At 66.9% G+C, this 21,694-nt stretch carries 19 protein-coding genes; 12 read left to right on the top strand and 7 right to left on the bottom strand.

The genetic code is table 11. The annotated features are described in order from the left end of the window. Window positions 1–345: transposase (locus AC3WL7_RS05280; protein WP_492749590.1), on the top strand; the 345-nt coding region annotated here is incomplete at its 5' end. A 22-nt stretch (window positions 346–367) separates the two neighbouring features. Here the strand turns inward: AC3WL7_RS05280 and AC3WL7_RS05275 are convergent. Beyond that, entirely contained in the window at window positions 368–1,204 is an 837-nt protein-coding gene (locus AC3WL7_RS05275) for an arylamine N-acetyltransferase family protein (RefSeq protein ID WP_492749589.1), read from the bottom strand. 203 nt (window positions 1,205–1,407) lie between these two features. Between AC3WL7_RS05275 and AC3WL7_RS05270 the strand changes: the two genes are divergently transcribed. Next, on the top strand, window positions 1,408–3,945 hold the full coding sequence (locus tag AC3WL7_RS05270) for a methyl-accepting chemotaxis protein (protein WP_492749588.1): 2,538 nt from the start codon (window positions 1,408–1,410) through the stop codon (window positions 3,943–3,945). Between the two features lie 78 nt (window positions 3,946–4,023). Here the strand turns inward: AC3WL7_RS05270 and AC3WL7_RS05265 are convergent, their stop codons facing one another. The 5 genes from AC3WL7_RS05265 to AC3WL7_RS05245 form a co-directional block, all read right to left on the bottom strand. Further along, complete coding sequence (locus AC3WL7_RS05265; protein ID WP_492749587.1) at window positions 4,024–6,552, bottom strand: PepSY domain-containing protein; 2,529 nt, start codon at window positions 6,550–6,552, stop codon at window positions 4,024–4,026. A 659-nt stretch (window positions 6,553–7,211) separates the two neighbouring features. Next, on the bottom strand, window positions 7,212–7,769 hold the full coding sequence (locus AC3WL7_RS05260; RefSeq protein ID WP_492749586.1) for a TlpA family protein disulfide reductase: 558 nt from the start codon (window positions 7,767–7,769) through the stop codon (window positions 7,212–7,214). Beyond that, the gene (locus AC3WL7_RS05255) at window positions 7,766–10,120 is read right to left on the bottom strand and encodes a protein-disulfide reductase DsbD family protein (protein WP_492749585.1); all 2,355 of its coding nucleotides are present in this window, start codon (window positions 10,118–10,120) and stop codon (window positions 7,766–7,768) included. Before AC3WL7_RS05255 ends, AC3WL7_RS05260 begins: the two co-directional genes overlap by 4 nt. After that, window positions 10,117–10,455 (bottom strand): divalent-cation tolerance protein CutA, encoded by a 339-nt coding sequence (gene cutA / locus AC3WL7_RS05250; RefSeq protein WP_108747481.1) that lies wholly within the window; start codon window positions 10,453–10,455, stop codon window positions 10,117–10,119. The genes AC3WL7_RS05255 and cutA overlap by 4 nt, the downstream gene beginning before the upstream one ends. 67 nt (window positions 10,456–10,522) lie before the next feature. Continuing rightward, window positions 10,523–12,334, bottom strand: a complete 1,812-nt coding sequence (locus AC3WL7_RS05245; protein WP_492749584.1) for an endonuclease — start codon at window positions 12,332–12,334, stop codon at window positions 10,523–10,525. A 322-nt stretch (window positions 12,335–12,656) separates the two neighbouring features. Here AC3WL7_RS05245 and AC3WL7_RS05240 point away from each other — a divergent pair, with 322 nt between their 5' ends. The 5 genes from AC3WL7_RS05240 (at window position 12,657) to AC3WL7_RS05220 (ending at window position 16,491) form a co-directional block, all read left to right on the top strand. Next, complete coding sequence (locus tag AC3WL7_RS05240; RefSeq protein ID WP_079223700.1) at window positions 12,657–12,944, top strand: co-chaperone GroES; 288 nt, start codon at window positions 12,657–12,659, stop codon at window positions 12,942–12,944. A gap of 81 nt (window positions 12,945–13,025) precedes the next feature. Next, entirely contained in the window at window positions 13,026–14,675 is a 1,650-nt protein-coding gene (groL, locus tag AC3WL7_RS05235) for a chaperonin GroEL (RefSeq protein WP_006473018.1), read from the top strand. Between the two features lie 185 nt (window positions 14,676–14,860). After that, window positions 14,861–15,361 carry a MarR family winged helix-turn-helix transcriptional regulator gene (locus AC3WL7_RS05230; protein ID WP_492749583.1) on the top strand — a complete coding sequence of 167 codons (501 nt, stop codon included), beginning with the start codon at window positions 14,861–14,863 and terminating at the stop codon, window positions 15,359–15,361. Then, entirely contained in the window at window positions 15,358–16,095 is a 738-nt protein-coding gene (locus AC3WL7_RS05225) for a DNA alkylation repair protein (protein WP_492749582.1), read from the top strand. The genes AC3WL7_RS05230 and AC3WL7_RS05225 overlap by 4 nt, the downstream gene beginning before the upstream one ends. 54 nt (window positions 16,096–16,149) lie before the next feature. After that, on the top strand, window positions 16,150–16,491 hold the full coding sequence (locus AC3WL7_RS05220; RefSeq protein WP_492749581.1) for a DUF6616 family protein: 342 nt from the start codon (window positions 16,150–16,152) through the stop codon (window positions 16,489–16,491). Between the two features lie 298 nt (window positions 16,492–16,789). On the opposite strand, the gene AC3WL7_RS05215 is transcribed toward AC3WL7_RS05220, so the two are convergent. Then, on the bottom strand, window positions 16,790–17,155 hold the full coding sequence (locus tag AC3WL7_RS05215; RefSeq protein ID WP_492749580.1) for a hypothetical protein: 366 nt from the start codon (window positions 17,153–17,155) through the stop codon (window positions 16,790–16,792). A gap of 555 nt (window positions 17,156–17,710) precedes the next feature. Between AC3WL7_RS05215 and AC3WL7_RS05210 the strand changes: the two genes are divergently transcribed. The 5 genes from AC3WL7_RS05210 (at window position 17,711) to AC3WL7_RS05190 (ending at window position 21,688) form a co-directional block, all read left to right on the top strand. Then, window positions 17,711–18,235, top strand: coding sequence for a hypothetical protein (locus AC3WL7_RS05210; RefSeq protein WP_492749579.1), 525 nt, complete (start codon window positions 17,711–17,713; stop codon window positions 18,233–18,235). 347 nt (window positions 18,236–18,582) lie between these two features. Further along, window positions 18,583–18,843: a hypothetical protein gene (locus AC3WL7_RS05205; RefSeq protein ID WP_492749578.1), complete on the top strand. Its 261-nt coding sequence runs from the start codon at window positions 18,583–18,585 to the stop codon at window positions 18,841–18,843. 258 nt (window positions 18,844–19,101) lie between these two features. Then, window positions 19,102–20,175 (top strand): 3-deoxy-7-phosphoheptulonate synthase, encoded by a 1,074-nt coding sequence (locus AC3WL7_RS05200; RefSeq protein WP_492749577.1) that lies wholly within the window; start codon window positions 19,102–19,104, stop codon window positions 20,173–20,175. 405 nt (window positions 20,176–20,580) lie between these two features. Further along, the gene (locus AC3WL7_RS05195) at window positions 20,581–21,123 is read left to right on the top strand and encodes a hypothetical protein (RefSeq protein WP_492749576.1); all 543 of its coding nucleotides are present in this window, start codon (window positions 20,581–20,583) and stop codon (window positions 21,121–21,123) included. Between the two features lie 28 nt (window positions 21,124–21,151). Then, window positions 21,152–21,688, top strand: coding sequence for a type II TA system antitoxin MqsA family protein (locus tag AC3WL7_RS05190; protein ID WP_492749575.1), 537 nt, complete (start codon window positions 21,152–21,154; stop codon window positions 21,686–21,688). Window positions 21,689–21,694: the final 6 nt, after the last annotated feature.

The following is a 21,694-nucleotide window of genomic DNA, read 5'->3' as shown; positions in this document are numbered from 1 at the left end:
TACATGACGCGCTGGCCGCTGGCCAACGCCAACGCATGGATAGCCTGCACCGGCCTGGACCCTCGGCCCAACGAATCCGGCGGCAGAACCGGGCGGCGTCGACTGTCCAAACAAGGCGCGCCCGTACTGCGCCAGATGCTGTACATGGCGGCTATGGGGCTCAAGCGTTGCCGCGGCGGGCAACCGCTTTACGACGATCTATCAGGGCGCGGACACTCAAGCACAGCCGTATTCAACATTCTGGCCAGAAAGCTGGCCAGGATTGCGTGGGGCGTATTCAAGAGCGGCAAGGATTTCGATCCAGCCCTGTTGAAGGTGGGCCAAGCCCGCTTCCTGCAGGCTTGACTGCGAACATAGGATCTCGACTCTACACGGCCGTCGCCTGCCACCGCTGCAGCCACCCGGCAATGGCCGGGTCCAGCCGCGCATCCTCCGGCAGCCTTATGCCAAACCCTTCCTGCAGCACCTGCCGCACGTCGGCCACGTCGCGCAGTGCGCGCTTCTCCGGCGCCTTTCCCGGGCGGTACTCGGTGTAGTGGCCGCTGCCAACGGTGCGGCGTCCTTCCGGCCAGGTCAGCGATGCACGCAGTTCCCCGGGGAAACTCGACTGCGGGTGCGTGCACACATACCAGTTGCCCACCTCGTTGTCGGCCGCCGCGGGCGACGTCAGGTCGAAGCGGTACAGCGGACGCCAGTCCTCGCCGCTGCTGGCCGCCAGCTGGAAATCGCCATCGTCCAGCCGCTGCAGCCGGTAGCGCTCATGCGGCGTGTCCTGCGCCTCATGAGCGTGCAGGCGCAGCGGTACGGTCGGGGTCAGGCTGCCGAAGCCGGTATCCACCAGCCAGTCCTCGCCGTTCAGCCGCACCCGGATCAACAGGTGCGTGCGCGGCGTCAGTTCACCCTCGCCGGCCGACAGCAGCACGCGCGCACTCAAGGCGTGGGCGTCGAAGCCCAGCGACTGCAGCAGCGCGAGGAAGACGCCATTGAGCTCGAAGCAGTAGCCCCCGCGCTGCGCCTCCAGCAGCTTGCGCTGCACGCTGTCCAGGTCGATCGGCACGGGGTCGCGCAGCAGGCAGGTCAGGGTCTCGAACGGCACATGGGCGTTGTGGCACTGCTGCAGCAGGGTCAGCCCGGCCAGGGTGGCCGGCGGCGCGGTCTGCAACTGCAGGCGCTGCAGGTAACGGGGGATGTCGAGCGCGGTCATGACGGCACCAGGCGGGGCAGGGGCACCTACTGTGCAACCGCAACCGGGGTTGAGGTCAAGGGCGGGCGCCGATGTCATCGCCCCGTCGCCTGCGGCCGGTACAAAGACCGCGACCGCCGGCTCGGCGGCCCGATGCGGAAAACAGTCCTAAAGTCTTTCTGATCCAGGCCGATACAGGTGCGTCCTTTCGCCTGGAGTCTGTCATGTCGACCGCGGTTGTTCGCCTTCGGTCCCTGCGCACCCGCCTGGTTGGGCTGCGCTCGGCGTTTCCTGCCCTGTTGCGCTGGCTGCAGCCGCACCGGCTCAGCGTGGCCGACAAACTGAAGGCCACCCTGTGGGTCTGCGGCCTGGGTCTGGTCGCCATTGCCGGCGCCTACGCCTGGACCGGCCACGCCAGCGGGCAGGCCGCCCGCACCCAGGCCAGCTACCAGCATGGCAGCGATCTGGCGGCGGCGCTGGCCACCCGCGTGGCCGAAGCGCGGCGCCTGCAGACCCAGTATGCGCGCAGTTTCGATGATGCCGACCGCAGCCAGCTGCTGGCCACCCAGCAGGAACTGAAGGACGACCTGCAGGCGCTGCGCGCGATGCCGATGGATGCGGGCCGCCGCAAGGCGCTGCAGTCCCTGGCCGAGGCGGTCGACGGCTTCTCGCAGGGCATCGCCGCCCTGTTCGAGCGCGTGGATGAAATGGGCCGCGGCGATGCCGGCCTGGCCGCGCAGCTGCAGCAGGCCGCCGATGCACTGCAGGCGAACGTGGCCGCGCTGCAGCGTCCGGCACTGGAGCTGCACGTGCAGAAGATGCGCCGGCAGGAGGCCCTGCTGCTGCTCGATGGCGACTCCACCCACGCCGACCGGGCCAGCGAGGAGAAGCTGCCCTTCGACCTGGCCCTGGCCGGGTTGCCGGCCGAGGCGCAGGAACGCCTGCGTACCGACATGGATGCCTACCAGGCGGCGCTGCTGGGCTACACCGCCGCCCGCGTCGGCCTGGATGTGGAAGCACAATCGCTGCTCGATGCTGCGGCCGGCGTAGCGCCGGCACTGGCCGCGTTCCAGAAGGCACAGGTGCAGGCGCTGGCCCAGGCGCTGGCACGCCAGCAGGCCGGTGCACGCACCCTGAGCGTGCTGTTCGCCGCGACGCTGGCCCTGGTGGCCGGCGTGCTGATCACCAGCCTGGTGCTGGTGCTGCGCGCCGTGCGCCGCCCGATCCAGGACACCCTGCGCTTTGCCAGTGACATCGCCGACGATCGCCTGGACACCACCCTGCGCGTGCACAACGCCAACGATGAGATCGGCCAGCTGGCGCAGCGCCTGATCGACATGCAGCAGCGCCTGCGCGCGCGCATCGAGGAGGAACGCGCGGTGGCCCGCGGCAACACCCGCGTGCGCCAGGCACTGGACAGCGCACAGACCGGGCTGATGGTGATCGATGCGGAAGGGCAGGTGGCCTATGCCAATCCCGCGCTGCTGCAACAGCTGGGCATGCAGGCCGACGCGCTGGTTGGCAGCGATGCCGTGCGCCTGCACCCGGCGATGACCAGCCTGGCGGGCGTACGCCGTCGCGAGGAGCGCGAGATCAATCATCTCGGCGTGCGCTACCAGCTCATCGCCAACGCCATCATCGACGAGGATCACTTCCTCGGCGTGGCGGTGGAATGGCGCAGCCGCGCGCTGGAAACTCTGCTGGAAACCGAAGTGGCCGCGCTGGTCGACGCCGCCGCACACGGCGAACTGCACGGCCGCATCGCCCTGGAGGGCAAGCAGGGCTTCGTGCGCACGCTGTCCACCAGCATCAACCACCTGCTGGCCACGTTCGAAACCAACCTGGGCGACCTGCAGGCGCTGCTGGCAGCACTGGCCCGGGGTGACCTGAGCGTGCGCATGGAAGGCGACCTGCAGGGCGTGTTCGCGCGCATGCGCGACGATGCCAATGCCACCGTCGGCCAGCTCGGCCGCATCGTCACCCGCATCCAGCAGGCCACCTCGCGGCTGGACGTGGGCGTGGGCGAGATCGTCGCCGGCCACCATGATCTCTCGCAGCGCACCGAGCAGCAGGCGGCCAACCTGGAAGAAACGGCTGCGTCGATGCACGAGCTGACCGACACCGTCGGCCGCAACGCCGATGCCGCCGGCCGTGCCGATGCGCTGGTGCAGGGCGCGGCGGCGGTGGCCGCACGAGGCGGCCAGGCCGTGGGCCAGGTGGTGGCCACCATGCACGGCATCAGCGAAGCCTCGCGTCGCATCGGTGACATCACCCAACTGATCGACGGCATCGCGTTCCAGACCAACATCCTGGCGCTGAACGCCGCCGTGGAAGCCGCGCGTGCCGGCGAACAGGGCCGCAGTTTTGCCGTGGTGGCCTCCGAAGTACGGTTGCTGGCCCAGCGCAGCGCCGAGGCCGCCAAGCAGATCAAGGGCCTGATTGAAGACTCGGTGGCCCGCGTCGGCCAGGGCAATGTGCAGGCCGAACAGGCTGGCACCACCATGGGCGAGATCGTCGGCAGCGTGCAGCAGCTGGCGGAACTGCTCACCGCCATCCGCAGCGCATCGCAGGACCAGCACGCGGGCATCGCCCAGGTGAACCAGACCATCGTGCAGATGGAATCGAGCACCCAGCGCAATGCCAGCCTGGTGGAGGAAGCCGGTGCCTCCACCGCGCACATGCAGACGCAGGTCCAGGCTTTGGCTGAAGCGGTATCGGCGTTCCGCTTGCAGCCGGAGCGACGCCCGCGCGCGGCGGCGTGATGGAGTTTCGGTAGTGCCGGCCGCTGGCCGGCATTTCCATGGTCATGCCGGCCAGCGCCCGGCACTACCAGAGGGGGATCAATACACGTCGCGGCGGTAGCGCCCGCTCTCCAGCAGCGTCTCCACCGCATCATCGCCCAGCGCCGCACGCAGCACCTGGTCAACACCTTCGGCCATGCCCTGCAGCGAGCCACACACGTGGATCACCGCCCCACGCGCCAGCCACGCCTGCAGTTCCGCAGTAGCGGCCTGCAGCTGGTGCTGCACGTAGCCGCCACCATCGGCATCACGCGAGAACGCCAGGTCAACGCGCGCCGCGTGGCCCTCGGCCTGCCACTGCGCGATCTCCTCGCCGAACAACTGGTCGTGCGCGCGCTGGCGCTCGCCGAACAGCAGCCAATGGCCGTGTTCGCCATGCTGGGCGGCTTCGCGCAGCAGGCTGCGCAGGCCGGCAATGCCGGTACCGTTGCCGACCAGCACCATCGGCGTGCCGGCCTGGCGGTGGAAGCCAGGGTTGCGGTGCACGCGCGCGGCAATGCGGCTGCCCAGCGGTGCGTGCAGCGACAGCCAGCCCGAGCCCAGGCCGGGGCGGCCCGCAGCGTCGTGCACCAGGCGCACCACCAGTTCCACTGCACCATCGGCGGCACACGACGCGATGGAGTACTCGCGCCCAGGCAGCATCGGCAGGCCCGCCAGCCACAGCGCAGCGTCCTGTACCGGCAGCGCGGCGCCTTCGTCGGGCAGCACGCGCTCGCCTGCCAGGTCCAGCAGCGTGCGGGTGCAACCGTCGAGCAGCAGTGGCTGCAACGGGTCCAGCCCGCGTGCTTCCAGCACCGTCGTGGTGTGCTGCACGCTGTTGCGCGGTGCGATGTGCAGGATGTCGCCGGCCTGCCAGGTCGTGTCGGCAGGCGGTGCCAGGCGGATCTTCCAGATCGCGCCGCCCAAGCTGCCCGGGTTCAATGCTTCGCGTGCCAGCAGCTGCCAGTCGTGCATCTGCGTGGCCGGCGGCAGCACGCTGTCATCGGTGTCGATGCCGGTCAGTGCGCCCAGCTCGCGCTGCCACTGGCGCAGGGCCACCACCGAGGCGGCATCCACGTCGATGCGCGGAAACAGGGGCTGTGCCCCGTTGCCTGCCAGCCACGCGTCCACCTGTGCACCGAACGCGCAGTAGTGCGGGTACTGCCGATCACCCAGCGCCAGTACGCCATGGCGCAGGCCGGAGAGATCCACGTTCTGGGCCAGCAGCAGGCGTGCCGCACGGCGCGCGCTGTCCGGCGGCTCGCCATCGCCGAAGGTGCTGAGCACGAACAGGGCCTGCGGGCTGTCCTGCAGCAGCGCAGCGGTCACCCGCGCCAGCGGCAGCACCTGCACCGGGTGGCCGGCGGCCTGCAGCTGTGCCGCCGCGCGCCATGCCAGCTGTTCGGCCAGGCCACTCTGGCTGGCATGGATCACCCGCCACGGCGTGCCTTCGCCGCCGCTTTCCTGCGCTGCGGGCAGGGTCTGCCGCAGTGCACGTGCCGCGCGCTGGCTGCGCCGGCGGTCCAGGTACAGCATCCAGCCGGTGATGAAGAACAGGCTCATGGCCAGGCTGCTGAGCATCACCACCACCCGGCCGGGCAGGCCGAAGTAGCTGCCCGAATGCAGCGCGAACATGCTGGTGGCCAGCTTGCCGCCGCTGCCCTGGCGTTCGTAGGGGCGCGCTTCCAGCAGGGCGCCGCTGGCCGGGTCCAGCTGCAGCAGGTCGTGCGCGCGGTCGTGGTGGCCGCCGCGCAGGGCAGGGTCACCGGACATCACCCGCACGTTCAGCACCTGGCCCGGCTTTTCCGGCAGGCGCAGGTCGATGTAGCCGCTGCGCACGCCGGGCTGCGCGTACAGCGTGTCCTCCACGTGCTGCAGGTCGAGGGTCGCATCCGGGGCAACCTTGTGCTTGGCCGGTGCAGGCACGCCCAGCACGCTGTTGGCCGCGCTGCGGTACCAGTCGAACGACCACCACAGGCCGGTCAGCGCACTCATCAGGTAGATCAGCAGCACCCAGGTGCCGACCACCGAGTGCAGGCTCCACAGGAAGCCGCGGCCGCTGCGTTTCCATTCCACCGCCAGCCAGCTGCGCCAGTGCCACCAGCGCCGTGGCCAGCGCAGGTAGATGCCGGACAGCGCGAAGAACAGCAGCGCGATGGCGCAGCTGCCGACCACGACCTTGCCGCGCTCGCCCGCGGCCAGGTGCCGGTGCAGGTCTTCGACGAAGTCGAAGAACGCCTGGCCACGCAGGTGGCTGAAGCGTTCGCCGTTGTAGGGATTGAAATAGACCCAGTGGTCCTTGCCGCCAGCGAAGCGCGCCACCGAGGGGCGCTGGCCGGTGGCATCCACGCGCAGGCGCTGCAGCGGCCGATCGCTGCCGGCCTGCAGCAGCGGCACCAGTTCGCTCAACGCGAGGGCCTGCTGGCCGTCGGCGTGGTGCTCGGCGATGGCGGCGAAGCCGGGATTGGCCGCGCGGAGCAGCTCATCCTCGAAGGACAGGGTGGCGCCACTGAGGCCCATGATGGCCAGAAGGGTGCCGGCCGTGATGCCCAGCAGCCAGTGCAGTTGGAACAGGACGTTCTTGAACATCGGGGAGAGAGGCCGTTGAGGCTGCCGCCCGCATCCTGCGCAACAGCAAATGAGAATTAATCCGTAATTCTCCGGGCGCGGACGGGCTGCGGTCAAGGAGGGTTTTAGTGCAGGGCTTGCAGCCCTGCACCCGCTTCAGGCCACGTCCACGTCAACGTCAAAAGCTGGCTTTCCGTGGGTTGGCGGGGTGGGTCCGGCTGAGGGGGACGCTGCAAGTACGTCCATGTAAGCTCGGTCGCCGCATCCATGCGGCTCACACCCCCTCAACCGGACCCACCCCGCCTTCGACAGGTTTCTGCGAGCTGTCGGAACGACGCTCTGCTTTGGTGGGTGCCGACCGTTGGTCGGCACGGGGTCGGAATTTCGATATCTGAGAGATTTCATCCACGCCATGCGTGGATGAGTTCATTCGATATCTGACAGATGTGCCGACCAACGGTCGGCACCCACCAACAGTCGCGGGAATCTGTCAGAGGCGGCGCACTGTGGGGTTTGCGGGGTGTGAGCCGCATGGATGCGGCGACCAAGCCCCCATGGATGGGTTTACGGCGTCCCCGCAAACCCACAGTGCCCCGCCATCCCACGGAAAGCCCGCTTCGGCTTTTGACGTTGCCGTTGCATTGAGCAGGTGCAGGGCTGCAAGCCCTGCAACAACACCCTCACTCCACCCAGCCTGCAATCTCACCGTGCTCGAACGGCCCCAGCTTGGCCTTCACCATCCGCCCCTGCGCATCAAACAACACGCTGTACGGCAGCAGCCCCTGCGTATTGCCCAGCTGCACGCTGGCATCTCGTGGGCCCGGGGTGTCCAGCACGATCGGGTACCCCACCGGCACCCGCTGCAGGAAATCAGCCACGCCCTCCGGCGTATCCAGTGCCAGGCCCAGCACCTGCACGCCGTGCGTGCCCTGCGCGTCGGCGAAGCGCGCCAGCTCGGGCATTTCCTCGATGCAGGGCCCGCACCAGCTGGCCCAGACATTCACCAGCAGCGGTCGCCCGCGGAAACGCTGGCGGATGTCCAGTGCTTGCCCGTCCACGCCGGGCAGTACCAGTGCCGGCAACGCATCGCCGGCGCGAAGGACAGGAATGGGAGACTTCACATCAGCGGGCGTCGAAGCAGCCGGCGCCGGCGCTGGCGTCAACCGATGCCCGGCCCACAGGCCAAGGCCGGCGGCCAGCACCGCTGTCCACAGCAGTGCGGGCCGTTGCCAGTTCATCGGGCGGTGCGCAGCAGCGCTTCTTCCACCAGGGCCTGGGTCAGCAGCGTCGGCAGCACGGTCGGCGGTGCGCCCGGGCCGTACACCACGTACAGCGGCACGCCCACGGCCTTGTGCTCATCCAGGAACGCAGTGATCTGCGGGTCCACGTTGGTGTAGTCGCCGCGCATGTACACCGCGTTGGTGCGCTTGAGCAGTTCCTTGAACTCCGGGCGCGACAGCACCGCGCGTTCGTTGGCCTTGCAGCTCACGCACCAGTCGGCGGTCATGTTCACGAACACCACGCGGTTGTCCGCACGCAGGCGGTCCAGCATCTGCGGCGAATACTCCACCACGTTGTCACTGGCGGCCTGGGCGGCGCGCGCCGGCGGGGCCAGCTGGGTCACGCCCCACACCGGGGTGAGCGCGGCCAGGGCCAGCAGCACGCCCAGCAGGCTGGCGCCACGCTTGCTGCGCCAGCGGCTGGTCTCGAACAGCCACAGGCCGGCGGTCAGCAGCAGCAGGCCACCCAGGGCCAGCGCCATGCCGTCCACGCCGCGCTGCTTGCCCAGCACCCACAGCAGCCACAGCGCGGCGGCATACATCGGGAAGGCCAGCACGTGCTTCAGCGTTTCCATCCACGGGCCGGGCTTGGGCAGGCGGCGGGCCAGGGCCGGCACGAAGCCGATCAGCAGGAACGGCAGGGCCAGGCCCAGGCCGAGGAACAGGAACACCAGCATCGCCGCGATCGGCGGTGCCATGAAGGCGTAGGCCACGGCCGGGCCGAAGAACGGACCCACGCAGGCGCTGCCGACCACGCAGGCCAGCACGCCGGTGAAGAAATCGCCGGCCGGGCCGCTGCGGCGGGCCAGTGACTGGCCCAGGTTGCCGATGCCGCCGCCCATGGTGAACACGCCGGACAGGCTGAGGCCGACGGCGAACATGATGTAGGCCAGCGCCGCCACCACGCCCGGGTGCTGCAGCTGGAAGCCGATGCCCACCGCGTTGCCGAGCATGCGCAGGCCCACCATCAGCGCGCCGATCACGGCGAAGGCCACCAGCACGCCCAGCGTGTACCACATGGCATGGCTGCGGGCGCGCTCGGCGCTCTCACCGCTCTGCGCCAGGCTCAGCACCTTCAGCGACAGGATCGGCAGCACGCAGGGCATCAGGTTCAGGACCAGGCCACCGCCCAGGGCCAGCAGCAGCACCCACAGCAGTGAACTGTCGGTCTTCGGCACGCTGCCCGGCGGCTTGGTGCGCCTGGCATTGTCCTGCTGCGCATCGGCGGCGAACGCATCACCGCCCGCGGCGCTGTCAACGGCAGCGCCGGTGGCATCGTTGGGCACGGTCGGCAGCAGGCGCCGCGGTGTGCCATCGGCCTCCTCGCGCGGGCTGTCGCTGGCCGTGGCAGGCGCTGCAGTGGCCGTGCCGTTGCCGGCGGCGGTCAGCGTGCCGGCCGGAATCGACAGCTTCACCCGGCGGGTCATCGGCGGGTAGCAGATGCCATCGGTCTGGCAGCCCTGGAAGGTCACCACCAGGGTGCTGTCCACGGCCTCGGTGCGGGTGCGGCGCAGCGGCAGCGGCACTTCCACCTGGTTGAAGTACACCGAGACATCGCCGAAGTGCTCATCGCGGTGCGACTGCGCGGCCGGCCAGCGCGGCTTGTCGGCCAGCACGCCGGTGCTGCCTTCCAGCTTCAGCGAGGTGCGGTCGCGGTACAGGTAATAGCCCGGCGCGGGGGTGAAGCGCAGCAGCAGGGTGTTGCCGTCGCTGGCGATGGCATCGAAGCCGAATGCCTGTTCCGACGGCAGCGGCAGGGCCTGGGTGTTGCTGGCGCCCGGCAGGCGCAGGCCACCGCCGCTACCGGCCAGCGGGTTGTTGAACGGGCTCACGCCGGTGGCGCGCGCGGTGGGCAGCGCGGCCTTGCCGCCGGCGCCGGGCAGGGTCACCTGCACGGTGCGCTTCTGCGGCGGGTAGCACACGCCGGCATCGGCGCAGCCCTGGTAGCGCACTTCCAGGCTGATGGTGCCGGCCGCATCGGTCGGTGCGCCGGGCAGGGTGGCCTGCAGGCGCTCGCGGTAGGTCTCCACCTCGCCGAAGAAGTCGTCGTGGTGCTTGTTGCCGGCCGGCATCTGCAGGGCGCCGGCATTGAAGGCCGGGTCGGCCTTGACGCTGGTGCGGTGGCGATACAGGTAATAGCCGGGGGCGATCTTGAACTGCAGTTGGATCTGGCCACGTTCGGGCGCACTGGCGGTCAGCGCGAACGCCTGGTCGACCGGCAGCAGGTCCTTCTCATCCAGCGCGAAGGCCGGCAGGGACAGCCAGAGCAGGGCGCACAGCGCGGCGCCACGAGCAAACAACTTCATCAATCGGTGTCCTCCCGGGTCTGTGCCCGGATCCAGTCCAGATACGCCGGCAGGCCGGCCCGGGTTTCGACCGCGATGCACTCCGGGAGTTCATACGGATGCAGTTCGACGATGCGGGCGATGGCGTCATCGACGCGGCTCGCCGTGGTCTTCACCAGCAACTGCAGTTCGGCGTCGGTGATGACGTCGCCCTGCCAGCGGTAGGTCGACTGTGCGCCATCCAGGCGGGTGACACACGCAGCCAGGCGCTCGCTGACCAGCGCGTGCGCGATGCGCTCGGCACTGGCCCGGTCCGGGCAGGTGGTCAACAGCAGCAGGACGGGATCGACGGTCGACATGACCGCCGAGTATAGGGCCGCCGCCGGGTCAGGACCCGGCGGCGGCATGGACCGCTGCGTTGCGCGGTCAGTTGGCCAGCTGGCAGCTGGTCGGTTTTGCCGAGGTGAACAGGGCGGGGGTCGCCCACTCGGGGTGGTCGATGAACGGGTTGCGGTTGCCCTGGAACGAGTAGATCACGTCATTTCGCGCACGTTCGGCGGCATCCGGCGGGTCGGACAGGTGCCAGTCGATCAGGGTCGACAGCAGGCCCATGTAGGCCGGCGAGCTGCTGGTCTTGACGATCTTGCTGCGGTCGTCGGTCAGTTCCAGGTCCGGCTCGGACTGGCCGGTGGCCGCATCCTTGCCGCCCTCATAGCGGATGGCCATGTACATCACCGCACGCGCCATGTCGCCCTTGCGCTTGCCCCACACCTCGAAGGTGCCGGTGTTGCCGTCGGGGGTGCGCACCCAGTTGGAATTGCCCGGGTAACCGCCGCTGCCGCCGCCCTGGCCGTTGTTGGCCTCGGTGGCGCGCTCGCCGCAGTTGGCATCGCACTTGCCGAACGGCTTGTTGCCGCGGTCGGCATTCCACTGCGCATCGGTCAGGTACAGCATGTGGGTGTCGGTGTACGGGGCGTACGGCAGGCCCTTGTCGCCGGTGGTGCTGGCAAAGCCCAGCGAGTTCGGCCAGGTGTGCTCGCGGTTGTAGGTCAGGCCGCTGCCCGTGCCCGCACGGCTGCTCACCTTGGTGTAGCTGTGGTTGCGGTAGGCATCGAGGATCTTGCCGCTGTTGTTCGGGTCTTCGTCGGCAATTTCCAGGATGGTCCAGGTGCTGGTACCCGAGCCGCTGTACGGGTAGGCGGTGTGGCCCTTGATGGTCTCGTGCAGCGAGCAGCGCAGCTGGCTCGGGCTGGAGGTGTTCACCTTGGAGTAGTAGCCCTCCGGGGTGCCCGGATTGCCGGGGTCCGGATTGCCCGGGTCCGGGTTGCCGGTGGTGCTGGCCACGGTGAAGGCGATGCGGCTGTCAGCGGCCGGGTGCGCGCCCTGGTTGTCGGTGATGCGCGCGGCGCGGATGTCGAAGCGGCAGGCCTCACCGGCCACCAGGGCGGTGTTGGTCGACAGCTTCACGGTCTTGCCGCTGCCCGGCCAGGTCAGCGGCACGCTGCCGGATTTGCCGCAGCTCAGGGCAAAGGCGCCGCTGGCCAGGGTCACCGTCTCGCTGAACACCACTTCCAGGTCGGCTGCGGCCGGGAAGGTGCTGCTGCCCTGCGCCGGGGTGGTGGTGGTGACCGACGGCGGCGTGTTCGGGCCGCCCGGGGTACCGCCACCGCCGTTGAAGGTCTGGTTGTTGTTGCAGCGGCCGAACGTCTCACCGGCCGATTCGGCCCAGGTGAAGTGGGCGTACTGGCTGCCGCTGCCGGTCAGCTGCAGCGAGGTGCCCGGGGCGGTGCTGTTGGTTTCGGCAACCGGGATGTTCTGGCTGGTCATGCCGGCGGCGGGGCCACCGGAGGCGGTGATCGCGCCTTCGTAGCTGAGGAACTGGACCACCTTGCCGCTGGCGTCGACCAGGGCGATACCGTCGTTGGGGCCGTTCTGGAGGCCGTTGGTCGGGTAGGTAACCACCGCGAGGGTGGCACTGCCGCAACCGGCGGCGGTGCCGGCCGGCACCGGCTTGTTGTCGTAGACCACGGCCGCCGAGGCGTTGGCGCCGTTGTACAGGTACAGGCGGTAGCCGGACAGGTCCTCGCCCGCGGTGGCAACCACTTCGATGGCTTCGCCGACGTCACCGGCCGGGGTGCTGTCGTCGTAGTGCAGTTCGTTGATGAAGACCTCGGCCTGGGCCGGCGCGGCGGCCAGCGCCAGCAGGCAGGCGGCGGCGAGCGGGGACAGCAATCGCATCGACTACTCCTTGTGATTGGGAATGCCGGGCGAGCCTAAGGCCGAACGCGTGACACTTTGTCGTAACTGAACGTCAGATATCTGACACTGCGACGCAGTTCACCAAAATTGCGGGAACCGGCCCTGGCTCCCGTCTGTCCGTCGCCGCAGCGCACGGTCGAAAAATTTTCCGTCACGGGGCTTGAAAGGCCCGGGGGCAGCTCCATCTCTGTCCTGCTCCCGACCTGTCGGGCTTTTTCACGAGCAATGCTGGCAGTCACCTGGGGTGAGTGCTAACATCGCCAGACTTTTTCAGACCAATCAATAACTTAAGAGGTCTCTCATGAGCATCAAGCCGCTGCACGACCGCGTTGTGGTCAAGCCGATCGAAGCCGACGAAATCTCCGCCGGTGGCATCGTCATTCCGGATTCGGCCAAGGAAAAGTCCACCAAGGGTGAAGTCGTCGCCGTCGGCCCGGGCAAGGCCCTGGACAACGGCACCGTGCGCGCCCCGTCGCTGAAGGTTGGCGACAAGGTCATCTACGGCCAGTACGCCGGCAGCTCGTACAAGAGCGAAGGCGTCGAGTACAAGGTCCTGCGCGAAGACGACGTGCTCGCCATCATCGGCTGAGCCTCGGCGCGACCTGCTTTCCTGTAAGACATCCCTTTTCGTCGCCGGGCCTGGCCCGGCGCAAACATCGAGGTAATCGCAATGGCTGCCAAGGATATTCGTTTCGGTGAAGACGCCCGTTCGCGCATGGTGCGCGGCGTCAACGTTCTCGCCAATGCCGTCAAGGCCACCCTGGGCCCGAAGGGCCGCAACGTCGTGCTGGAAAAGAGCTTCGGCGCTCCGACCATCACCAAGGACGGCGTCTCCGTCGCCAAGGAAATCGAACTGGCTGACAAGTTCGAGAACATGGGCGCGCAGATGGTGAAGGAAGTTGCTTCGCGCACCAACGACGACGCGGGCGACGGCACCACCACCGCCACCGTGCTGGCCCAGGCCCTGATCCGCGAAGGCGCCAAGGCTGTGGCCGCCGGCATGAACCCGATGGACCTGAAGCGTGGTATCGACAAGGCCGTCGTGGCCGCCGTTGCCGAGCTGAAGAACATCTCCAAGCCGACCGCCGACGACAAGGCCATTGCCCAGGTCGGTACCATCTCGGCCAACTCGGACGAGTCGATCGGCCAGATCATCGCTGACGCGATGAAGGAAGTCGGCAAGGAAGGCGTGATCACCGTTGAGGAAGGCTCGGGCCTGGACAACGAGCTGGACGTGGTCAAGGGCATGCAGTTCGACCGCGGCTACCTGTCCCCGTACTTCATCAACAACCAGCAGTCGCAGACCGCTGACCTGGATGACCCGTTCATCCTGCTGCACGACAAGAAGATCTCCAACGTCCGTGACCTGCTGCCGGTGCTGGAAGGCGTCGCCAAGGCCGGCAAGCCGCTGCTGATCGTTGCCGAAGAAGTCGAAGGCGAAGCGCTGGCTACCCTGGTGGTCAACACCATCCGTGGCATCGTCAAGGTCGTGGCCGTCAAGGCTCCGGGCTTCGGCGACCGTCGCAAGGCGATGCTGGAAGACATGGCCGTGCTGACCGGCGGCACCGTGATCTCCGAAGAAGTTGGCCTGTCGCTGGAAAAGGCCACCATCAAGGACCTGGGCCGCGCCAAGAAGGTGCAGGTTTCCAAGGAAAACACCACCATCATCGATGGCGTGGGTGACAAGGCTGCCGTCGACGCACGCGTCGGCCAGATCAAGACCCAGATCCAGGACACCTCCTCGGATTATGACCGCGAGAAGCTGCAGGAACGCGTTGCCAAGCTGGCCGGCGGCGTTGCCGTGATCAAGGTCGGCGCGTCGACCGAAATCGAAATGAAGGAAAAGAAGGATCGCGTCGACGACGCCCTGCACGCTACCCGTGCAGCCGTTGAAGAAGGCGTGGTCCCGGGCGGCGGCGTTGCCCTGGTCCGTGCGGTCACCTCGCTGGCTGGCCTGAAGGGCGCCAACGAAGACCAGAACCACGGCATCCAGATCGCCCTGCGTGCGATGGAAGCCCCGCTGCGCGAAATCGTGGCCAACGCCGGCGAAGAGCCGTCGGTCATCATCAACAAGGTCAAGGAAGGCACCGGCAGCTTCGGCTACAACGCCGCCACCGGCGAGTTCGGCGACATGCTGCAGTTCGGCATCCTGGACCCGACCAAGGTGACCCGTTCGGCGCTGCAGAACGCTGCCTCGATCGCTGGCCTGATGATCACCACCGAAGCCATGGTTGCCGAAGCTCCGAAGAAGGACGAGCCGGCCATGGGTGGCGCCGGTGGCATGGGCGGCATGGGTGGCATGGGCGGCATGGACTTCTAAGTCCACGCGTTCCCGACGTAATGAAAAACCCCGCCGGAAGGCGGGGTTTTTTTATGGGCGCGTTCGGCACACCGCGTGGATGAACCCGACACAGTAGATCCACGCCATGCGTGGATGACGCCCCCCGCTTGGAATCTGCTTCTGCCAAAATTATGATTAGCCGCCTAATCACATAGATGTCCGCAATGCTGGAAGCAAAACACACCGCCCTCATCGACGAGGCCGCCCGCCGCGGCCACGCCAACCTGGACCAGCTGCGCCTGTGCTTCCAGCTGCTTTCCCTGTCCACCGCCATCGACCGCGACTGCGCCACCCGTCTCGCCCCGCACGGCCTCAGCGAAGGCCGTTTCATCGTGCTGTTCCTGCTGCATGGCGCGGGCGGCACGCTGCCGCCGCACGAACTGGCCGAACGCGCAGGCGTCACCCGCGCCACCATCAGCGGCCTGCTCGACGGGCTGCAGCGCGAAGGCCTGCTGCAGCGCAGGCACGATGCCGAGGACGGCCGCCGCCTGCAGATCGTGCTGACCGCCCGCGGCAAGCGCCTTGCCGAGGAACTGTTCAACCAGCACACGCAGTGGATCGGCGGACTGTTCAATGGCCTGGATGCCACCGAACAGGCGCAGCTTTCGCAGCTGCTGGGCAAGGTCTGGCTGCACACCGACAGTGGGCGCGAGTCCACGCCATGAGCGCTGCCATCAGCGCCGCGCGGAGGCACGAATTGGATATCGGCGAGGCGGCCAGCACGCATCTGGCCGAATGTCTTGCCGTGGATTTCGCAACGCTGCTGCACGCGGTCGCAGCGCTGCCAGACGCCGCCGTGCAGCGCATGCGTGATGCCGCCAGCAAGGGCATCACCCAACGCATGGCGCTGGCGGCAACACTGCTGCGCGAAGCAGGGCAGGGCGACCCCGCGCGCTGGCAGTCGCATCCCTCGGACACCGTGCGCGGTTGGGCCTGCTACCTCATCGGCAGTGATGCCACGCTGGCGCTGGCCGGGAAACTGCAGGCGATGCAGCCACTGGCCGATGACGCGCACTTCGGCGTACGCGAATGGGCGTGGTTGGCGGTGCGTACCGATCTCGTGGCGGCGCCACAGCAGGCGCTGCAACTGCTGCTGCCGTGGGCGCATGAAGCCTCACCCTACCTGCGCCGCTTCGCCTGCGAAGCACTGCGCCCGCGCGGCGTCTGGGCCACGCACATCGCCCTCTTCAAGCAACAACCGCAACACGCACTGCCGCTGCTGGACGCCCTGGCGAACGACCCCGAGCGCTACGTGCAGGACGCGGTGGGCAACTGGCTCAACGATGCCAGCAAGACACAACCCGAGTGGGTGCGCGACCTCTGCGCGCGCTGGCAGCGCGAACACAGCAGCGCAGCAAACACGTACATCCGCAAGCGCGCCCAACGCTCCCTTCGGTAGCGCCGGGCCATGCCCGGCGGACGATCCAACACCACCAACCCAAGGAAGGCCCCAATGCCCCACATCCTCATCGAGCACTACACCGCAACTCCCGCCTGGGCTGCACTCCCGCCCGAGCAACGCAGCGCCTTCTTTGCCCGCATCGGCGCCGGCATGCAGCAGTTCGACGCGGCGCGAATCGCCCCGTTGGCAATGGGCCGCGTCGCCCGCGATGTGCCGCATGGCAGCGCCGATCAGTTCTATGCCGTCTGGCAGTGCGCCAGCCGCGCCGACGCCGATGCACTGGTCGCCGGCATCAGCGCCACAGGCTGGCATGAGTACTTCACCACCACCAACACGGTCGGCCCCGTGGACGAAATGCCGCAGCACCTGCACGATCTGGCGACCCGCGAGTAGATCCACGTCACGCGTGGCTGAACCTCCACGCCACCCGATAGCGCCGGGCCATGCCCGGCGTCTCCCCAGTCATCCGCCACTGCCTGACTACCGCGGACGCACCCGCTCGGCCACGTGCGTACTTAGTTCCAGGCAGGCCATCATCAGGCCTTCCATCACGCGCGGGCCGACATCATGTTCCTGCCCGCCATTCCGGCTACGCGTCGTAGATCCACGCCATGCGTGGATGAAGCCTCCCATGCAACCAGGTAGCGCCGGGCCATGCCCGGCGGCTCTCCAGTACTCCGCCAGTGCCTGACTACCGCGGCCGCACCCGCTCGGCCGCATGCGTGCCCAGTTCCAGGCAGGCCATCATCAGACCTTCCATCACGCGTGGACCAACATCATGTTCCGGTCCGCCGCTCTGGCGGCTGCGCTCGGCGGCCAGCAGCACCTCATGCACGATACGCAGCCCGGCAAGCGCGCAATCGCCATCGGACAACTGGATGCGCCGACCGATCGCCAGATTGGGCTCGGGCCAGGGATGGCCATCGCTGCCGGCACCCGCGCCGATGCGTTGCAGGCTTGCGATGAAACTGTGGGGATCAAGCGCGGCGTCGTCGGCGTTGGTGCTGGTCGAATCGTCGTGGTTGCGGCCCGGAAAAGGGACGTGCTTTGCATTCATGGCATGTGCTCCGTACAGAAAAGACGGCAGCGCCACCGGAATAGGTGGCGGACGGTACGTGTCTGGAAGCCGGGAAACAGAAGTAAACCGGTGGACCCTTGGGTCCCCACGCACCGCCCGCCATGGAACGCGGACGATATGCCAGCCGGCGCCGCAACACGCGGCGCCGGCTGGCAAACGTTTCTTCTGTTGCACGGGCTTCCAGACCCGGCCACCCGTTTTCGGTGGCAATCCATCTAGTGCACATGCCTGCGCGCAGCACCAAGGGCATCCGCGACAGCCATGAAAACGCGGCGCAGTATTGCATACGCAGGAAGCCATGAAATCCGCTGTTTCACCCGTATTTTTCTGCGGTTGAACTTCGCACGTGAGAAGGAACAGATGCGTCACGCAGCGTTCCTTCATGCAGGTCATTCCCGACACGATCAATGAACGCGCAAATGATGCGTCCTCCAGAATGACGCTTCTTCCCGGCGAATGAACTCAAGTGTTCTGGGACAATTTCTGGCTGCCCACGTTGGCGGGAAGTCGAAGCTCGCATGGAGGGCGAGCATCATGTCAGTCATCCAGGAATATGCACTCGCAGATTGCATTCGCGAGCTTGTTCGATTCGTCGACGGGCAGACTTCCAGTGGTGCAGAGGATGTGCATGCTCCCGCGTTTGCGTACCTCCTCACGCCCAAACAGTGCGATGACGTCGATCGAGTCTGTGACGAGAACGGCTGGTTACGGTTGAACTGCTACGCGGTCATGCTTGGTCCCGGTGAAATACGGCACGTTCTGGATGCCCGTAGGCAGAAAGACGGCCTGATGCGTTCCGAGATCGAAGAGCTTCTGGCCAAAGCGTACAGCCCGCGTAGCCTCATGAGATGCAATCCGCCGGGCGGTTCCGACGCTGCACCACGGCGAAGCGAGCAGCAGTCCGTCATGCTCAACACGCACCAGAAGCTATACATCGGGGGTACGCCGTACTACGCGACGGCGGTACTGGAAATCCGTGTTTCTGGATCCAGAAGATACTTGGCCCCGGTGACGTGCTATCACGTGACCGAGGCCAAGAAACGAAAGATGCTGAAGTGACTACGTAGGAAGGACGGCCTCATTGGCAGGCTTCCGCACTCAAGCGAACAGCCCCGGCGCCAACAATTTCCCTTCATATGCCCCCTACGGGACTTCGCAGCTCCGCCGACAAATTTTCTGCTGTCTGCGTAGTCGGCGCTCACTATACCGGCGCCTCAGGGGAGCCGCAACGAACCTTCCAGAAGTTGGGGGGAAGGCGTCATCGTCGGTTCCTTACACGGCTGCCACCGTACGGCGTTCACACTGGCCACTGCCGAATGAGGCTGAGCAGGCCAGGGCACATGCGCCTGTCACCAATACGCGGTAAACATGACGATTGCCCATGTCCACCCGCAGGGAAGTCGATCATGCAGAGCAAGCTCCAGGTCACGCTGTACGGAACCCTTGGCGAAAGCCCGGCACTGCAGTTGCCGGGGCTGGAAGGGCCGTCGGTGGCCATCCTGGAATCGACCCTGCGCCAGCTCGTCTCTGATCTCTACACCGCCCGCGCACTGCTCAACCCCGAGCAGCTGGACGAGGCACAGAAAGAACTGGACCGCGTGGTGGAGCGCTGGGTGGACATCCACGAAGGCCTGCTGCTGGACGTGGAAGTGCACGGCAAACGCTGACTCGGCCACTGCCTGAACAGCTCCCGCAGTTGCCGATGAAACATTTTGCACTGCGCAAAAGCTGTGCTATCAATACACCCCATGAACGCCGTCAACGCCAACTTTTATTGGTATTACTTTCCGAAGCCTCTGGCGGAGGAAGGACTGCGTTCACCCTGAAGAAACCTTCAGACGCATTCCCGAAAGCCGCCAGCGAACCTGGCGGCTTTTTTCATGTCGCCACGCTGGGGGCCCCCAACGTTCCGGAGAACCCCCGCAATGCCCCCGCACACCGACGACCTGCGCATCCGCACCATTGAACCGCTGACACCGCCCGCCCAGCTGCTGGCGATGCTGCCCTGCGACGATGAAGCCTCCGACACCGTCAGCGCCTCGCGCGCGGCCCTGCACGAGATCCTGCACGGCCGCGACGACCGCCTGGCGGTGGTGGTGGGCCCGTGCTCGATCCACGACCCGCACGCGGCCATCGAATACGCCCAGCGCCTGAAGCCCCTGCGCGATGTGCTGGCCGGCGAACTGGAAATCGTCATGCGCGTGTACTTCGAAAAGCCGCGCACCACGGTGGGCTGGAAGGGCCTGATCAACGATCCGGACCTGGATGGCAGCTTCAAGATCGACAAGGGCCTGCGCATTGCCCGCGGCCTGCTGCGTGATATCAACAAGCTGGGCCTGCCGGCCGGCGTCGAGTTCCTCGATGTGATCTCGCCGCAGTACATCGCCGACCTGGTTGCGTGGGGTGCCATCGGTGCACGTACCACTGAAAGCCAGGTGCACCGCGAACTCGCTTCGGGCTTGTCCTGCCCGGTCGGCTTCAAGAACGGCACCGACGGCAACGTCAAGATTGCCGCCGATGCCGTGGGCGCAGCATCGAACCCGCATCACTTCCTGTCGGTCACCAAGCAGGGCGGCACCGCCATCGTGTCGACCACCGGCAACCCGGATTGCCATGTGATCCTGCGCGGTGGCAAGCAGCCGAACTACGACGCAGCCAGCGTCGGCGAGGCCTGCCAGGCACTGGCCAAGGCCAAGCTGCCGACGCGCCTGATGATCGATGCCAGCCACGCCAACAGCCTCAAGAACCCCGAAAACCAGCCGAAAGTGATCGAGGACATCGCCACCCAGCTGGAAGACGGCGAACAGCGCATCGTGGGCGTGATGGTGGAAAGCCATCTGGTCGGTGGCCGCCAGGAACTGGTGGAAGGCCAGCCACTGGTCTACGGCCAGAGCATCACCGATGGCTGCATTGATTGGGACACCACCGTACAGGTGCTGGAGCGCCTGGCCGCTGCCGTGCGCGCCCGTCGTGAAGTGAAGGTGTCCGAAGCCGCTTGAGTGCGGCACGTGTGTGGATGGCGGCCAGCGCCTGCGGGGGTGCGGCCGCGATCAGGGTCGGTCGGAGTTGGAGACCGGCCCGTCCGCACCGGCGATGCGCCTGGCGCTGCGTAAGTACGACAGCGCCAGGTACATCGCCGGGGTGGTGATACCGGTTTTTGTAGCGTCGGGCCATGCTCGACTGACGCAGTAGATCCACGCCATGCGTGGATGATTGCCCGCCCATGACGGCTACGACCCGTCGGCAACCACATCAGCGCCGCCTGGGCGCTCCCGGCTATCGATGATCCTGCGCCTGGCAGGCATCCATCGAAACCGTACCTCACTGATTCCACTGAAGAATCTGCAGGCTGCAGACGAGTCTCGACCGTGCCCGGCGCTGCCTGCCGCAAACGGCCATTCCCCTTGCCCTGCCTGCGCCTCACGGTTGTCCGTCCGGGGAGCGCCAACCTAGGGCGGCAGGAGCGGAAGCGTGGCTATGGACTTGACGAAACTTATCACGGTGATAAATTAAAGCCGGTGTTGTGGAGGGTTGATCCGACACAATTGCAGCGGCTCCAGGACTCCGGGACGTCGCGCCGGGCGATCAGTGTTCGCGGGTTGCCCTTGATTGATCTGCCGGCCTTGCAGCAATGCGTGCACACAGGCGGGTTGCAGCCGGACGATGTCTGGGTGGCCACCCACAAAGCACAGAGGGATCTGGAAAACCTGCGTTGGACGCTGGGCGATCTGCTGGACTGTCTGGTGCGCCTGCACGCAGAGGACTACAGAGGATCGGAATGGTGCACAGACCAACGGGGCAACTGGCATCCATGCGACGCCTACGCCATCCGCTACGACGATGTGCGGAAGTGCCGGATCAACCGATCGGACATCAACTACTACCTCAAGTTTTCAGTTGGCCAGGATGGAAGTCTGCGGATCGTTTTTCTCAGTTGCCATTTGTAGAGCGCCATACGCTTGACCGGAGCACACCATGAACAAAGATACCCCTCGGATGTGTCCCGCCTGCCAGCAGGTGCAACTGGTGGCATCCACGCGCGAACGGCATTTCAATCCACGCGGCCACCGCGTAGTGGTCGAGCTGCTGGTGATGCAGTGCCCCGCTTGTGGCGCTACGGCAACCAGTGCGGTGCAGCAGATCGAAAACCTCAGCAGGCTTGCCGCACGGCGTGAACACTATGGGGGCCTGCTGCTGGGCGAAGATGTGCTGGCGCTCCGGCGGCGCTATGGCTTGACCCAGCGCGCAGCGGCCAAGCTCTTTGGAAAAGGCGCAATCGCGTTTTCCCGTTACGAGAATGAAGCAACGTATCCTGACGATGCCACGACGATGCTGCTCGCGCTGGCGACGGAGAAACCGGACGTGGTGCGATGGCTTGCCGAGCGCACGGGCACGGTGGTGCCATTGCTGGACCCGCCGCGGGAAGCTGCAACCAAGCCTGCACGGCGTGTGGCGAGAAGCCGTAGGGCCACACCCGGCACGCCGAGAGGGCCTGCCCGATCAGCGCGCTGATCCGCC

The organism is Stenotrophomonas sp. FW305-3-2-15-E-LB1 (assembly GCF_058787375.1).
Note: the sequence above shows the minus strand (reverse complement) of the source record. Positions and strands in the feature narration are given on the sequence as shown.

Excerpts from the sequence above, each read along its gene's own strand:
- AC3WL7_RS05245 (WP_492749584.1), bottom strand. The coding sequence starts at position 12,334 with ATGCGATTGCTGTCCCCGCTCGCCGCCGCCTGCCTGCTGGCGCTGGCC.
- AC3WL7_RS05240 (WP_079223700.1), top strand. The coding sequence starts at position 12,657 with ATGAGCATCAAGCCGCTGCACGACCGCGTTGTGGTCAAGCCGATCGAA.
- AC3WL7_RS05230 (WP_492749583.1), top strand. The coding sequence starts at position 14,861 with ATGCTGGAAGCAAAACACACCGCCCTCATCGACGAGGCCGCCCGCCGC.
- AC3WL7_RS05215 (WP_492749580.1), bottom strand. The coding sequence starts at position 17,155 with ATGAATGCAAAGCACGTCCCTTTTCCGGGCCGCAACCACGACGATTCG.
- AC3WL7_RS05225 (WP_492749582.1), top strand. The coding sequence starts at position 15,358 with ATGAGCGCTGCCATCAGCGCCGCGCGGAGGCACGAATTGGATATCGGC.
- AC3WL7_RS05205 (WP_492749578.1), top strand. The coding sequence starts at position 18,583 with ATGCAGAGCAAGCTCCAGGTCACGCTGTACGGAACCCTTGGCGAAAGC.
- AC3WL7_RS05210 (WP_492749579.1), top strand. The coding sequence starts at position 17,711 with ATGTCAGTCATCCAGGAATATGCACTCGCAGATTGCATTCGCGAGCTT.
- AC3WL7_RS05200 (WP_492749577.1), top strand. The coding sequence starts at position 19,102 with ATGCCCCCGCACACCGACGACCTGCGCATCCGCACCATTGAACCGCTG.
- AC3WL7_RS05190 (WP_492749575.1), top strand. The coding sequence starts at position 21,152 with ATGAACAAAGATACCCCTCGGATGTGTCCCGCCTGCCAGCAGGTGCAA.
- AC3WL7_RS05270 (WP_492749588.1), top strand. The coding sequence starts at position 1,408 with ATGTCGACCGCGGTTGTTCGCCTTCGGTCCCTGCGCACCCGCCTGGTT.
- AC3WL7_RS05275 (WP_492749589.1), bottom strand. The coding sequence starts at position 1,204 with ATGACCGCGCTCGACATCCCCCGTTACCTGCAGCGCCTGCAGTTGCAG.
- groL (WP_006473018.1), top strand. The coding sequence starts at position 13,026 with ATGGCTGCCAAGGATATTCGTTTCGGTGAAGACGCCCGTTCGCGCATG.
- AC3WL7_RS05220 (WP_492749581.1), top strand. The coding sequence starts at position 16,150 with ATGCCCCACATCCTCATCGAGCACTACACCGCAACTCCCGCCTGGGCT.
- cutA (WP_108747481.1), bottom strand. The coding sequence starts at position 10,455 with ATGTCGACCGTCGATCCCGTCCTGCTGCTGTTGACCACCTGCCCGGAC.
- AC3WL7_RS05260 (WP_492749586.1), bottom strand. The coding sequence starts at position 7,769 with ATGAACTGGCAACGGCCCGCACTGCTGTGGACAGCGGTGCTGGCCGCC.
- AC3WL7_RS05265 (WP_492749587.1), bottom strand. The coding sequence starts at position 6,552 with ATGTTCAAGAACGTCCTGTTCCAACTGCACTGGCTGCTGGGCATCACG.